Source organism: Paenibacillus sp. FSL H7-0714 (assembly GCF_038003765.1).
Lineage (GTDB): Bacteria > Bacillota > Bacilli > Paenibacillales > Paenibacillaceae > Paenibacillus_AQ.
The window spans coordinates 5992669-6006461 of record NZ_JBBOPT010000001.1 but is presented as its reverse complement, the minus strand read 5'-3'; the positions used below and the strand labels follow the sequence as shown (position 1 = coordinate 6006461).

Below are 13793 nucleotides of genomic sequence, written 5' to 3'. Positions count from 1 at the left end.
ATTATGGCGGAAACTGCTACAGCTCCCAAAAACGTAAAGTTTATCATCACCCGCCAGGACGATCCACAAAGCTCATCTTATGTTGAGGAATTTGAGCTCCCTTATCGTCCGGGTATGAATGTAATCAGTGCTTTGATGGAAATTCAGCGTAACCCTGTGAATGCCAAAGGTGACAGCACCGTTCCGGTATGCTGGGATTCCAACTGTCTAGAAGAAGTATGCGGAGCTTGCTCGATGGTGATCAACGGCAAACCTCGCCAAGCCTGCGCAGCGCTTATAGACAATCTTGAACAACCTGTACGCATTGAGCCAATGAAGACATTTCCGGTGGTGCGTGACTTAGTGATTGACCGTACCCGGATGTTCAACGCACTGAAACGAGTAAAGGCCTGGATTCCAATCGATGGTACGTATGACCTTGGGCCGGGACCACGTATGCCGGAGAAGAAACGGCAGTGGGCTTATGAATTATCTAAGTGTATGACTTGCGGCGTATGCTTGGAAGCTTGTCCGAATGTCAACGAGAAGACGGATTTCATCGGACCCGCAGCCATCTCTCAAGTACGCCTGTTCAATGCTCATCCTACAGGTGAAATGAATGCGGATGAAAGATTGGACGCATTGATGGAAGATGGCGGTATTGACGGTTGTGGTAACTCACAGAACTGTGTGCGCGCTTGTCCAAAAGGTATTCCTCTTACCACCTCCATTGCAGAAATTAATAAGCAGACGACAAAACATATGTTCAAACGCTGGTTAGGTGTGTAATAAGTAGTACCGCCGGATCTTTAATATGGAGCTATCCTCAATGGTGGATTTATATTCGCTGAGGATAGCTTTTTTGTTTATAATTGGTAGGGAATAGGAAATTCGTCTAGCTCAGAAGAATGAATAGCATATGCTATAATATCCATTGTTAACGTACGTTAGGTGTGGAACAACAGGGAGGAATAATCGTGATTTGTCGGGAGCATGATGGAGCAATTGTAATGGTTAAACAGCATGATCACGGGAAGTTAGCTGGAGAGCTTGCCATTTGGTTTAAGGAAGAGCATGTGCCAGAAGAAGGACGCCGGGATGAGGTGCTTTGGGCGGTAGCTGAACATGACCGGGGCTGGATTGATCTGGATGAGACGCCCTTTTGGAACGATGCGGAACACGCGCCTTACAGCTTTATTGATTTTCCTGTAGTGCCGAAGCTGACCTTTTATAAGCGAGGACTTGATGAGATCGAGGCGCGGACACCTTATGGAGCGCTTTTGTGCAGCTTGCATTTTGAACGACTCATTAAGATTTCGGGACTGGATTATCCAGAACTGACTTTATATCAAGAGCATGAAGAGGAACGTAGATCCCGTATTCACCGAGAACTGGAAGTATCTAAACCTATTGGTGAAGATGAGCTGTATTATGATGCCCGTCTTTTGGAATTCTGCGATGACTTATCTCTATATTTGGCTTTAAATGAACCGGGTAGCCCGAAATCTGAGGAGCATCCATGGTGGCGTGAAGGATTCTCTGGCAGTGAAGATTTCAGTTTTACGTCAGGTCGTACGATAACCGTGGAGTGGAAAGATAAGTCAACGTTAGTGCTGGATCCTTTTCCCTTTAAGAAGACGGTGGAAGTAGCCTTTATGCTGAAACGAGTCCAACGATCAGAAATTGCTAATAGAGGCATCGCACCCGCATACCGTGATACGCCAGAGGAAGAATGTAGAATTGTACTGACGGCTCTAAACGAAAGCTGAAGGGAAGGAGAAACTCCGTATGAAGATACAATCGTCTGGGGCTTCTCCCAATAAGAAAAATAATCATTCAGGTAAAGGCACCCACTCTAGTGCCTCTGGACGTCGATCTAAGGGCAAGACAACAATGACCCGACGGCAATTCCTGGTTCGAGGTGCGGCTACTGTAATCGGCGCAGGCTTGCTCACAAGTGGTTACGCTTGGCAAGGGGAGCCCAACTGGATTCAGGTTACTAAGCTGAAGTTGTCCTTCAAAGATATTCCCTCTGCTTTTTCAGGCATGAAGGTTGTCCATTTCAGTGATACTCACCTTGGGTTTAATAAGGATGCCCGTGATCTGGCTCGACTTGCAGAACGTATCGCTAAGGAGGAACCGGATCTTATATGCTTTACAGGTGACATCGTGGACAGCAACCCTGAGGATCTTGTAGATGCCATACCTGTATTGGCAGAGCTGAATGCTCCACTAGGAAAATATGCGGTGCTAGGCAACCATGATTTCAAGAATACGAAGCGGATTATCGAGTTGTTTACATCTGCTGGTTTCCGGGTGCTAAGGAATGAATCTTATCTTCTAAAAAGAGGCGGGGCAGTTATGGCTGTGACCGGACTGGATGATCTGCTGCATGGCGAGCCTGACCCTGTGAAGGCACTCAAGGGTGTACCTGCAGGAATCTTTACCGTTCTGATGATGCATGAACCGGATTATGCTGATATAGCAGAGGCTCATTCATTTCACCTACAGCTATCCGGGCACAGCCATGGAGGACAGATTCGCCTGCCGTTTCTAGGTGCGCCATTCACCCCTTATGGGTCTCAAAAGTACATAAATGGATTGTATTATACAGATACCAAGCGCATGCCAGTGTATGTGAATAGAGGTTTTGGCGAAACAGTCATGCCTTTTCGTTTTCTATGTAGGCCTGAATTAACGGTGCTGACATTGCACCATTCATCGGATGAATAGGCTGATATTTTAGCTGCATGGAGGAGAGAGTATGAGCACTTATGAGGCAGTATCGTTCCAGACGCAACAAGGTGTGGCGGTTGACCTTAGGATGATTCCGCCCGAGGATGCCTGTCATTTGCAGCAACTGCTCTCCCACCCAGAAGTGCAAGCTCATATTCAAATACGCACCGGAGCTGGATCAGAACTTGCTCAGGTGGAGAAGCTGGTGAACCGGATGTTATTCGCATTCGATCCTTGCGCGTTACATGCGGGTATCTATTTGAAGGAGCAGCAGAAGTTGATCGGTATTGTTGCTTTACAGCATTGGAACCGCCGTGAGGGCAAGGCCACTTTAGGATATATGCTAGACCCGGTGTACTGGGGAGGCGGATTGGCGACAGAGGCGGTTGGCTTATTTTTAAATTACAGTGTTCATACGCTTGGAATCACGCGGATCGAAGGGCGCTGCCGAGGAGATAATATTAGATCCGAACGTGTGATGCTTAAGAACGGCATGATGCTGGAGCGAGTGATGCCCAGAGTAGGCTCCTTGGACGATGTAATGAAAGTATTCACATTGTTACACAAATGAAATAATGCCGTTATGAAACTCTAACAGTGTCCGGTTAAACTAAGTACATGACCCCCTTTTAAAAATATACTGCTTTGGGACCCGATGATTCGGGTCCATTTTTTTTGTCAGGACCTAATCCGATCGTTTATGATTAACAAACAGTCGAATGAATTGAGAAGGAGGCGTAACATCTTGAATGATGTAATACAGACGTTAATGAATCACCGTTCTTTCCGGCAGTATTCTGATCTACAAGTGGAGCCGGATAAGCTAAAGATAATGATCGAATCGGCCCAAGCAGCGCCCTCATGGGTTCATGGACAGCAGGTCTCCATTATAGCTATCAAGGATCCTGCGCGTAAGCAGCAGCTTTCGGTCTTGTGCGGCAATCAGAAGCATGTAGCAGCAGCCCCCATCTTTCTGGTGTTCTGCATGGACTTCTATAGAGCGAAATTAGCAAGTAAAATGGAAGGCAAGTCTTTTGAAGCGGTAAAAGATGTAGATGCTCTGCTCGTTGGAGCTACAGATGTTGGTATCTCAGTGGCTAACGCGATTGCAGCGGCAGAATCCATGGGACTTGGGATCATCCCTATTGGGGGTGTCCGGCGCAATACAGCAGGCGTTATTGATCTGTTGAAGCTGCCGGAGTACGTATTTCCTATCGTCGGGCTCTGTGTCGGATATCCAGCCGAAGAGACCGCACAGAAGCCGCGGCTGCCGCTGGAAGCGGTGTTTCATGAGGAACAATACAATCCGGATGTGGAAGGCCTCCTGGAGGCGTATAATCAAACCCACCGTGAATATATGCAGCAGCAGGGATTAACGGAGAGAGATTGGACGAGCACGATTGCTCATTTTTACGATATCAACCCGGAATATGGGGATGCGAAGCGCATACTGAAGCAGCAAGGGTTTACCTGCGACAACCTATAAATAAACGACAATGCACCAAGCGGAGATTGGTTTAACGGAGGGTAACCCCACCCCTAAACCAATAACGCTTGGTGCATTTGTTCGAAATATAAGAAATCTTTACAGTGAAACTTTAATTTTCTCGCGCTGCTTGTAATAAACCCAATGTGTAAAACCTATCGCTTTTAGCTGTGCAGCTACCGCATCTCGGTCTTCTGCGACTCGGGACGGCTTATGCGCATCCGAACCGAAAGTAACCTCAACGCCAAAATGATGTGCACGCTCCAGTATATCTTCTGATGGATACCAACCGCCAACCAGCTTGGTTCCGCCTGAGGTATTAATTTCGATCGCCACGCCACATTCACTAATTACTTGCAGACAGTCATCAATTGGCTTTGGAGCAGGAATTTCTGAAAAAGCAGGATAATTTCCCTTCATCGCATCAATGTGTCCGAGAATTTGAAACATGCCACTGCGGGCGGAATCAGCAATCAATCGATAATAATCAGACTTCACACGAATCTGTTCATTTTTGCTAAGCCCTTTCCAGCGACCCTTGTTAAAGATACTGACGCCACCAACACTATGTACCGATCCAATCACATAATCAAAAGGGTAGGCGGATAATGTTTTGCGGTAAAGCTCGGCATGCTCAGGGAAGTAGTCTGATTCAATACCTAGCAGAACGTCGATTACACCTTCGTATTCTTTTTTGAGGGAGAGGACTTCCTCAACATAGTTTGAGAATTCGGACTTACCCATAGCAATTAGAGGAAAAGCTTGCTCGGAAGGGCTTCCGAAATATGGGGTGTGATCAGAAATGCCTATTACCCCTAAACCTGCTGAAATTCCGGCTTCGATATAATCTCTAATCGTTCCATCAGCATGGCCACAGCGAAAATGATGTGTATGCAGGTCAAATTTCATCAAGATCAACTCCTTTAAACAAGGTTATGCAATTAGCTCAGAAGTATCGATTCCACTATTGGATGTTTTTTATTCAGATCCAATAAATTGTGTCTCCGGCATACCTTTGAGATCGCTGAGAAACTGTCTCATGGCTGAGTTCACGTATTTTCCAGACTTCGTTATGACGCCTACAGGATGCGTGACTTCCAATTCAATAATAGGCACAATTTTGAGGGAACCGGCTCGCACCTCAGCGGTCACTGACTGCTTGGAAATAATGGCTGCACCTAAATCGAGTTCTACCATCCGTTTCACTTCCTCGCTGCTGGTCAGTTCCATAATTACCTGTGGCTCTATGCCATGCTTGGAGAATACCTCGTCGGCAAATTTACGGCCCACTGTATCCGGTGAGAGCAGAATTAGCGGGGTTTTGTTTAGGGCTTCTATACCTGCAGTCTTAACTTGAGCCAGGGGGTGTCTAGGTGAGACCACCAACTCGAATGTATCATAATAAAGAATGGAAGTAGTCATACTCGGACTTCGTCCGATCAAATAGCCAATGCCGACATCGACAATGCCATTCTCGACATGTTGATAAATTTGAGACGAGGACATAGAGGAAATAGATGTTTTGATATGAGGGAACTGGTCTTTAAAATAGGACAAAATACGCGGCAAAATTTGAATGGCGATAGAGGTAGTAGTGCCGAGAATAATATGTCCTTGGGGATTATCTTCAAGGTCCGCAAGTCTCTGTTTAAGCTCCTCGACAATCGTCACAATTTGTTCCGCATGCTCCAGAAATACAGTTCCTCGATCGGTTAACGTAACAGGCTGGTTCCGGTCAACCAGCTGTGTTTTGAACTCTTCTTCAAGGCTCTTGATTTGTGCTGAAACCGCTGGTTGGGTCAAGTTAAGCAGTTCTCCGGCCTTGCGAAAGCTCATCGTTTTGGAGATCGTTATTAGTGTCTCCAGCTGGCTGATGTTCATGGAATACCTCCTTTGGACAAGCAAATATGAAAGTGATGGGGTAAAATATTACGTTCCATGTTGGCATTTGATTTAAATTATAGGAGATAATACCCGACAGAGCAATGTTGCAACATAAACAAACTTGGGTTCGAATTCGACATGTACATTAATTTTTGCTGAATTGTGCCGATATATAAAGTATAATAAATCCATATTACTTGGGACTTTTGGTATATGACTAAAGCACGATAAAGGGGGAGACAGGACTTTCATGAAAGCAGAAGTAATTAATCCGTTTTTAGAATCTGCACGGACAGTTATAGAACAAGTGATTCAGGTCTCGCCTTCCACTGGGAATTTAGGCATCAAAGAAATTGAACTGATCGATAATCATATATGGATTCAAGTGGGAATGACAGGCCAGCTGAGCGGAAATATTATATTTGGTATCGCAGAGCAGGTAGCCTTGCGAATGGTATCGATTATGATGGGCGGCTATGTGATTACGGAGATGGATGAGATGGGTCAGAGTGCAATTTCAGAGCTGGGCAATATGATCAGTGGAAATGCTAGTACGATTCTATATAATCAGGGGGTTTCAGTGGATATAAGTCCTCCCCAAATTATGAAGCTTGAGAGCATGTCCTTTTTGCCTCGCAGAGCACTTAGTATTCCATTGTTGATGGATGGGGTTGGAGAGATGGATATTCAGGTGATGATCTCTTAGGCAAGAGTTAGGAGCTGAAATACTTTTTATGGTACTTAAAGATAAGGTTGTTGTGATTACAGGAGCATCCAGCGGTATTGGTGCATTAACCGCACAAATGCTTAGTAAGCAAGGTGCGATTCCGATCCTTTTGGCACGTTCCGAAGCGAAGTTGAAAGAAACGGCGGCCGGTATTCCGGGCGTTTTTGGACTGTATACATGCGATGTAACAGATGCCGACGGTGTACAAGAGACCTTTGCTCAAATTTTGGCGACTTACGGCAGAATTGATATTTTGCTAAATAATGCTGGTTACGGTAAATTCGCCGCTTTTACAGAGATGGAGCCTCATGAGTTTGATGATATGATGGATGTTAACTATATGGGGATTGTTCGCTGTACGAAGGCTGTTGTTCCACATATGTTAGAGCGGGGAAGTGGCCAGATCGTAAATGTGGCTTCTATGGCAGGGAAGATCGGTACAGCCAAATCGGTAGCCTATACAGCCACCAAGCATGCTGTTCTCGGATTCACGAATGCACTCCGTCAGGAGCTGCGGAAGAGCGGAATCATCGTCTCGGCTGTGAACCCTGGTCCCATTGCCACTGATTTTTTCAAAACGGCTGACCCTTCCGGCAATTATGAAAAGAGCGTAGCTCGGATGATGATGACACCAGAACATGTCTCTTCCAAGATCGTAAAGGTCATGGAAACTGGCAAAGAAGAGATTGATCTTCCGGGTCTGGCAGGGTTTGGTATTCGGCTTTATGGTCTGTTTCCTCGCTTGGCGGACAAGCTTACTTATAATGCGATGAACAGAAAATAGAGCCTGCCGTCAGCATTATTGGCCTTCCATTTGGTGGAGAGGCCTTTTTGGCATATAATGAAGATATTATCTCAAGCGAAAAGGATGAATTACACTTATGAATAAAGCTTCTTTTGCGGCTATCGGCATTCAGGAAGACCTAGTTGCCCGATTGTCGGAATTCGGTATTAACGCTCCATCCCCTGTACAAGAGCAGACGATTCCACTTCTGCTGGAGGGAAGAGATGTTATTGCTGCTTCCCAGACTGGAACGGGTAAGACCTTGGCCTATCTGTTGCCTCTGCTTCAAACGATCAACCCGGAGCAGAAGGTGGTCCAAAAGCTGGTGCTCGCCCCTACACAGGAGCTGGCGATGCAAATCTTACGTGAGGCGGAACGTTATGGCGAACACCGTGGGATTCGAGTAATGGGTCTTATTGGCGGGGCAGCCATCAAACGCCAGATTGACAAACTGCGTGAGCATCCACAGCTTGTTGTGGGAACCCCTGGCCGGATTCGTGAATTGATTGGTCTTCGCAAGTTAAAGATGCATGAAGTCAGCACGATCGTTCTAGATGAAGCGGACCAAATGTTTCAGCTAAGCGGGGCCGGAGAGGTAACGAAAATTGTTAGCAGCGCACTGCGTTCACGCCAGCTCGTTATGCTGTCTGCAACCATTGGTCCGGAGACGAAAGCCTTGGCAAATCGTGAAATGAAGAACCCGGCAGAGGTTGGAATTGCTCCTGGTGTCATGACAGCAGAGAGTTTAGAGCATCATTACGTTGTAACTGAAGAACGCAACAAAATAGACATGCTGCGTCGGGTCATCCGTCATTACAATCCAGATAAGGCGATTGTGTTCGTGAATGCGACTGATGATATTGCAGAGGTAGAGGCTAAGCTAAACCATCTTGGACTGACCGCAGCCGCACTTTACGGTGATGCTGATAAAGTAACGCGCAGTAATGTACTGTCACGTTTCCGCGAAGGGAAATTCCGTGTGCTTGTTGCCAGTGATGTAGCTGCCAGAGGACTGGATATTGAGAATTTGTCACTGGTAGTAAGCTTCGATCCTGCCTTTGATTCCGAGCATTATGTACACCGTGCGGGTCGTACGGGTCGGATGGGAAAACGCGGATTATCCGTAACGATTGTGACAGAGCAGCAGACCTTTATTATGCGTAAATTTGCGCGTGAACTGGATATTGCCCTTGAAGAGCGGGAAATGGTCGGTGGCAAGGTGCTAGCAACAGATGAAGCGCGCAACGCTTTGAATAGTGGACGGGGACGAAATGAGAGCAGCGGACAACGCCGCGATGCTTCTTCTCCGCGCAGCAGTAAGCCACAGGCGCGAACATCTGGGAATGCAGGAACTCAGCCGTCTACAACCAGCACAGAGCAGCAACCTGTTAAAAGACTGGCAACGATCCAGACAAGTGAGGCAAGCGTAGAATCACAGCGCGATTCTCAGCGCAGTGTGAACCCTTCTGCAGGCGCGCGTGGAGGTGCTACTCCTGCACGAAGCAAACGCAGCAGCAATGCGGAACGTGAGAAGAACCGTAAGAATAAAGGAGCACCAAAGTGGTTGAAAGACAAAACTCCGAGAGGTGACGGTCAATGAATAATTCTCCCGTATTGCAAATTACGGGCCTCAGTGGTGGATACAGCCTGAATAAGCCGGTGCTGCATGATATTGCACTTCAGGTGCAGCCTGGCGAGATGGTTGGTTTAATTGGTTTAAATGGAGCAGGAAAAAGTACGACCATGAAGCATATTCTAGGATTGATGTCGCCCCATAAGGGCGATATCACAGTAAAGGGCAAGACTCGTGCTGAAGATCCCATCGGATATCACAATGCTTTGAGTTTTGTACCTGAATCGCCTCTTCTGTATGATGAAATGACAGTACGTGAGCATGTTGAATTTACAGCAAGAGCGTATGGGGTAGAACAAAGTGACTACGAAACTCGCACCTTACATCTAGCCAAGCTGTTCCATATGGAAGATAAGATGGACACGTTGTCGACTCATCTATCCAAAGGGATGAAGCAGAAGGTCATGATCATGTGCGCTTTCGTGGCACGCCCTGCATTATATGTGATCGATGAGCCCTTTTTAGGACTGGATCCGCTCGGGATTCGCTCTCTGCTTGATTTCATGATGGATCTGAAAAAATCAGGCTCCTCTATTCTGCTTAGCTCTCATATTCTTTCTACCATTGAGAATTATTGCGACCGCTTTATTGTGCTGCATAGAGGTAAGGTGATTGCTCAGGGAACGCTGGCAGAAATTGCGGCAACCACTGGACTACAGGGGCTGACTTTGGAGCAGCTGTTCTACGAGCTGGTTCAGGGAGGGAAATAATATGGATTTGAAAGAGCTGTGGCGCACGCGGCGAGGTCGATTCATGGGAAGTATGCTTCCTTATGTGGGATATATCATTCAAAGCGGCGTAGCTATGGTCTTCCTCTTTGTGTTGATTGTCTTCTCTGCTTGGTATACATCGTTGTTACAGAATGTGCCTGAAGGCATTCCCATCCGCTGGATTATGCTTGCAATACTGCTGCCTGCAGCAGTAAATAGCAGCTTCCGCACCTATTTGCAGACTCCGGATACGATCTTTCTATTGCCTCAAGGACATCGAATGAAGGAATATTTCGCACCTTCGTGGGTGAGTGGGAACGTATGGAAGATTGTTCGATTGTTATTTGTACTCATTACCCTTTGGCCGTTGTACATACGTACAGATGACTCGCCTAAGCGGCTGTTATTTACAATATTGATTCTGATTGCTGTGAAGCTAATCGCGAGTTACGGCTTATGGAAAGAGATAGCTATGCTGTCGCGTCCGATGGCAGGCATATTCACTTTCTTACGCTGGGCAGTAGGAGGATTAATTATTGCCGCTTGGTTGTGGCAGCCTGCCGGTAGAAGCCTGATATTTATGGCGCTATTAGCAGCAGCCTATCTTGTTGCACTATCCGTACCTGGACGCCACGCCGTACCTTGGGAAAGACTAATCGCCATGGAAAAAAATCAAGGTGGACGCGCCCTGATGGTTCTGGGTTGGTTCGTGGATGTACCGGGCCGTGAGCAACGGGTATATCCTCGTCGTTATCTTTCCAAATGGGGGGCTCGGCTGCCTTGGCGTAAGGATACGGCTTACCGCTATCTGCTGACCAAAAGCTTCGCCCGAGGAGATATCTTCGGAATCATTATGCGGATTTCGGTACTGGCTTTGCTGCTGAATTGGTTGAACCATGACAGTTACTTCGGTACAGCCATCTATTTGTTCTTCCTGTTCATTATTGGTGTACAATTGTCGGCACTCCGCAAATTGCATAGTGAGTCTTTTTGGTTGACAGTGTATCCCTTTCCTGAAGGTAGTAAGGCGGATAACACAACGCAATTCGTATTCCGCGCGCATCTGGTAGTGGCACTGATTCTTGGTTTACCTTTCTTAGCCTCTATAGGCGACCGCCTACTACCAGTGATTGGTACCTTTGCAGCAGGGATTCTGGTATCCTTTCTGTTTAAGGGATACTTGTCCCGCAAAGCAGCACGGATGGTTGATGAGGATTTGTAAGAGATTATTTCAAAATAAAAAAGGCTTTCTCAAAAGTAGAGGATTCTACGGATGAGGGAGCCTTTTTTTGTGTGGGGAATGAGGTGTACCACTGGAAAAGGGAAAGAGCTCAAGGCTCTCTCCCGAGACTGTCATCTTTAGTTAGACAAAGAGTGAACGGCTGATGATTACCAGCAGGATAAAGAGAACCAGAATGGCGCCAGTGCTTGTGAATCCACCGCCACAACAACCGTTAAATCCGCCTCTTACTTCTTCGCTCATGTTCATTCCCCTTTCGGTGTGTGTTGTACTTGAGTACATCGTATTGTATGTGCGGAGAGAGAAGCATGTATAGGCCAATGCCGGAGGAGTCCAGAAAAAAATCAGCCCCGTAGAAACGGAGCTGATTGGAAGGAATATGAAAGATTTGTTAAGCTTTTTCCAGATCACGAACGCCTGCGTATACAAGATCAAACAGATCTTCGAGCTGTTCTTCTTCGATACAAGAGAAAGCAATCCGCAGATCTGTTTCACCGAGAGCGATAGTGCCCAGTCCGTAATTATGAATCAGGTGAAGCCGAAGAGCTTCAGCCGAAACAGTATGCAGCTTCAGACACATGAAGTAGCCGGAGTTAAAAGGATAATACGTCCATACGTCATCGCCGTATTTGCCGCTATCGAGCAGCGCTTTTACTTTATTCGCACGGCCCTTCATGATTTGGAACTTCTCTTCCTTCTGCTCTTCGAATTGTGGAGATTTCAATGCATCCAATACGAAGGTCTGTGATGGGTGTGCACCGCTGGAAATAGTGGCGCGAATGATGCCTAATGTTTTTTGCTCCAATGCAGCCAGCAAACCCTTGTCTTCCGAGGCATAAGTGATGAAGCCAACACGGAAGCCCCAGACGAATTCTTCTTTAGTTGCACCGTCAATTTTGATTGGAAGCACACGTGGGTGCAGATGAGCAAGCTTACCGAATAATGATTCCTTTAGTGAGTCTTCAAAGAACAGTCCGAAGTAGGCATCATCACTTACGACAACTACGTTAATGCCTTCCTCAGCCGCACGAAGGATAGCTGCGACGATTTCATCGCCTTCCTTAATCCCTGGAGTATATCCTGTAGGATTGTTAGGGAAGTTCAGCAGAACGATCGCTTTTCCGCGTTCTTTTTGAGCCAGTAGCGCTTCTTCAAGACCCGCACTGTTAAAGGTCATTTCTTCTGTAAAAAGCGGATAGTTAATGGTCTCCCCATGGCGGCGAATTCCGAAGGTTAGTTCATAGTTTTCCCAGTTCTTATCTGGGTAGATGATAGCGTCACCTGGCTCAGCGAAGAGGTCAGCGACAATGCTAAGCCCATGAGTCAAGGCGTTGGTTACAACAGGATTGCTGATGGTTTTATCTTCTAGCGATGGATTTTCGCGCAGCATCTTTTCACGCCATACAGTACGCAGCTCTGGTTTACCTGCTGGAGGAGCGTAACTATACAGATCCTTAGGATTGTAAGCGGAAAGTTTATCCTGAATGACGCCGAGGTGCATAGGTACACCGCCTTCGGTAGCAATACCGATGGTTGCGTTGTATTTCTTGGCGTGAGCTCCTGCTTCAGCAGATTGACTCAGGATACCCTCCTTAGGGAAGTAAATTTCTTTGCCAAGCGTAGAGAGCATATCATATACATGTTCATTTCCTGCTTTGATACTTTCGTTTAATTGTCCAGCTAGTGGATTCATCAGTTTCATCCTTCCAGGGTTCTTTGGGGATACATACTGTTAACATTGCCTAACATTATATCACCGCCACTTGCAACCGTCACTTGGAAAGATACGTTTTTTTAAAATTTAAGGAAGTTTAAGTTTTACACTATACGTAGCGCTTATTTTGAACGAGAAACTGGTTTATCCTTATCTATTATTCGGAGTGGTAGGGGCAGTATTTTTTCATCATTTCAATGGTTTCTTCATCACGTGGATGATTTCTTTCAGATAGGCCGGAAATGACCCCGGAACGTCCTTCTTCTTTTAGATTCTGCCCAAACTTAAACTTCGCCGTGATCTCATCTGGGGTAATGCGCACTACCGCGACGCCCTTTAGACGGGGACGGTATTTAGGGTCCTCTGCATCTATCTGATTATAGCCGCCCTCGGGCTGGAGTTTTTTCATAAATAAGGAGAGTACGATGGCTTTTTCGCTAATGTCTTCGACGGGCTCGGCTATGCCATAGGCGGTAACACTTTTAAAATATGCGGTTGCTGGGCAGGCCATCTCTGGATCGCTAAAATAAGACGGAATCAGTGCATACTCATCCGCTACGGTAAAGCAGACCTTCTGCTGATTGCGGATCGCCTTCATTTTGCCACCAGCATGACTACCGTGGAAATAGAAACAACCATCTGTATATACAAAATTCAGCGGTGTCACCCGCGGTAGCCCCTGTTCATCGCTTGTACCGAGAAAACCGAAGCTCATTCCGTCTAGAAAAGAGATCAATTCTTCCTCCTGATCTACTTGAAATTCTTTTCTGCGCATAGGGTTCACGTCCTTTTTCTTAATAGTGTAGAGCATTTGCTCCGATGTAGATGTTCTTTCAAGAATAGTAGAGTAGTTGACAATTAAAAAGGACCAATTAAGATAGTTTTTAATGGACCACTTGC

The 13793-nt window shown here is 46.4% G+C and carries 15 protein-coding genes; 10 read left to right on the top strand and 5 right to left on the bottom strand.

The genetic code is table 11. The features are described 5' to 3' along the window. Nucleotides 1-3: 3 nt before the first annotated feature. The 5 genes from sdhB to NST34_RS26915 all read left to right on the top strand — a co-directional run bounded on the left by sdhB (nt 4) and on the right by NST34_RS26915 (nt 4201). Complete coding sequence (sdhB, locus tag NST34_RS26935) at nt 4-768, top strand: succinate dehydrogenase iron-sulfur subunit (RefSeq protein ID WP_042130877.1); 765 nt, start codon at nt 4-6, stop codon at nt 766-768. Between the two features lie 188 nt (nt 769-956). Then, nucleotides 957-1748 (top strand): DUF3891 family protein, encoded by a 792-nt coding sequence (locus tag NST34_RS26930; protein ID WP_341051834.1) that lies wholly within the window; start codon nt 957-959, stop codon nt 1746-1748. A gap of 19 nt (nt 1749-1767) precedes the next feature. Then, nucleotides 1768-2712, top strand: a complete 945-nt coding sequence (locus NST34_RS26925) for a metallophosphoesterase (RefSeq protein ID WP_341129127.1) — start codon at nt 1768-1770, stop codon at nt 2710-2712. Nucleotides 2713-2743: 31 nt separating this feature from the next. Continuing rightward, a complete protein-coding gene (locus NST34_RS26920; protein ID WP_341129126.1) occupies nt 2744-3286 on the top strand; it encodes a GNAT family N-acetyltransferase in 543 nt (180 codons plus the stop codon). Nucleotides 3287-3460: 174 nt separating this feature from the next. Further along, entirely contained in the window at nt 3461-4201 is a 741-nt protein-coding gene (locus tag NST34_RS26915) for an NADPH-dependent oxidoreductase (protein WP_341129125.1), read from the top strand. A gap of 99 nt (nt 4202-4300) precedes the next feature. Here NST34_RS26915 and NST34_RS26910 read toward each other — a convergent pair whose 3' ends face one another. Next, nucleotides 4301-5110: a histidinol-phosphatase gene (locus tag NST34_RS26910; RefSeq protein ID WP_042191541.1), complete on the bottom strand. Its 810-nt coding sequence runs from the start codon at nt 5108-5110 to the stop codon at nt 4301-4303. Nucleotides 5111-5179: 69 nt separating this feature from the next. Next, on the bottom strand, nt 5180-6082 hold the full coding sequence (locus NST34_RS26905) for a LysR family transcriptional regulator (protein ID WP_042191539.1): 903 nt from the start codon (nt 6080-6082) through the stop codon (nt 5180-5182). Nucleotides 6083-6335: 253 nt separating this feature from the next. On the opposite strand from NST34_RS26905, the gene NST34_RS26900 reads away from it, so the two are divergent. The 5 genes from NST34_RS26900 (at nt 6336) to NST34_RS26880 (ending at nt 11161) form a co-directional block, all read left to right on the top strand. Next, nucleotides 6336-6791, top strand: a complete 456-nt coding sequence (locus NST34_RS26900) for a chemotaxis protein CheX (protein ID WP_042130872.1) — start codon at nt 6336-6338, stop codon at nt 6789-6791. A gap of 28 nt (nt 6792-6819) precedes the next feature. After that, nucleotides 6820-7596 (top strand): SDR family NAD(P)-dependent oxidoreductase, encoded by a 777-nt coding sequence (locus NST34_RS26895; RefSeq protein ID WP_076300333.1) that lies wholly within the window; start codon nt 6820-6822, stop codon nt 7594-7596. Between the two features lie 97 nt (nt 7597-7693). Beyond that, nucleotides 7694-9196 carry a DEAD/DEAH box helicase gene (locus NST34_RS26890; RefSeq protein ID WP_341129124.1) on the top strand — a complete coding sequence of 501 codons (1503 nt, stop codon included), beginning with the start codon at nt 7694-7696 and terminating at the stop codon, nt 9194-9196. Further along, nucleotides 9193-9939, top strand: a complete 747-nt coding sequence (locus NST34_RS26885; protein WP_076285232.1) for an ABC transporter ATP-binding protein — start codon at nt 9193-9195, stop codon at nt 9937-9939. Before NST34_RS26890 ends, NST34_RS26885 begins: the two co-directional genes overlap by 4 nt. A gap of 1 nt (nt 9940) precedes the next feature. Then, the gene (locus tag NST34_RS26880; RefSeq protein WP_341129123.1) at nt 9941-11161 is read left to right on the top strand and encodes an ABC transporter permease; all 1221 of its coding nucleotides are present in this window, start codon (nt 9941-9943) and stop codon (nt 11159-11161) included. Nucleotides 11162-11302: 141 nt separating this feature from the next. On the opposite strand, the gene NST34_RS26875 is transcribed toward NST34_RS26880, so the two are convergent. The 3 genes from NST34_RS26875 to NST34_RS26865 all read right to left on the bottom strand — a co-directional run bounded on the left by NST34_RS26875 (nt 11303) and on the right by NST34_RS26865 (nt 13668). After that, nucleotides 11303-11422 (bottom strand): YjcZ family sporulation protein, encoded by a 120-nt coding sequence (locus NST34_RS26875; RefSeq protein ID WP_212567871.1) that lies wholly within the window; start codon nt 11420-11422, stop codon nt 11303-11305. Nucleotides 11423-11570: 148 nt separating this feature from the next. Then, nucleotides 11571-12872 carry an aminotransferase class I/II-fold pyridoxal phosphate-dependent enzyme gene (locus tag NST34_RS26870; protein WP_341129602.1) on the bottom strand — a complete coding sequence of 434 codons (1302 nt, stop codon included), beginning with the start codon at nt 12870-12872 and terminating at the stop codon, nt 11571-11573. Nucleotides 12873-13050: 178 nt separating this feature from the next. Beyond that, complete coding sequence (locus NST34_RS26865; protein WP_042191524.1) at nt 13051-13668, bottom strand: pyridoxamine 5'-phosphate oxidase family protein; 618 nt, start codon at nt 13666-13668, stop codon at nt 13051-13053. Between the last annotated feature and the right edge of the window lie 125 nt (nt 13669-13793).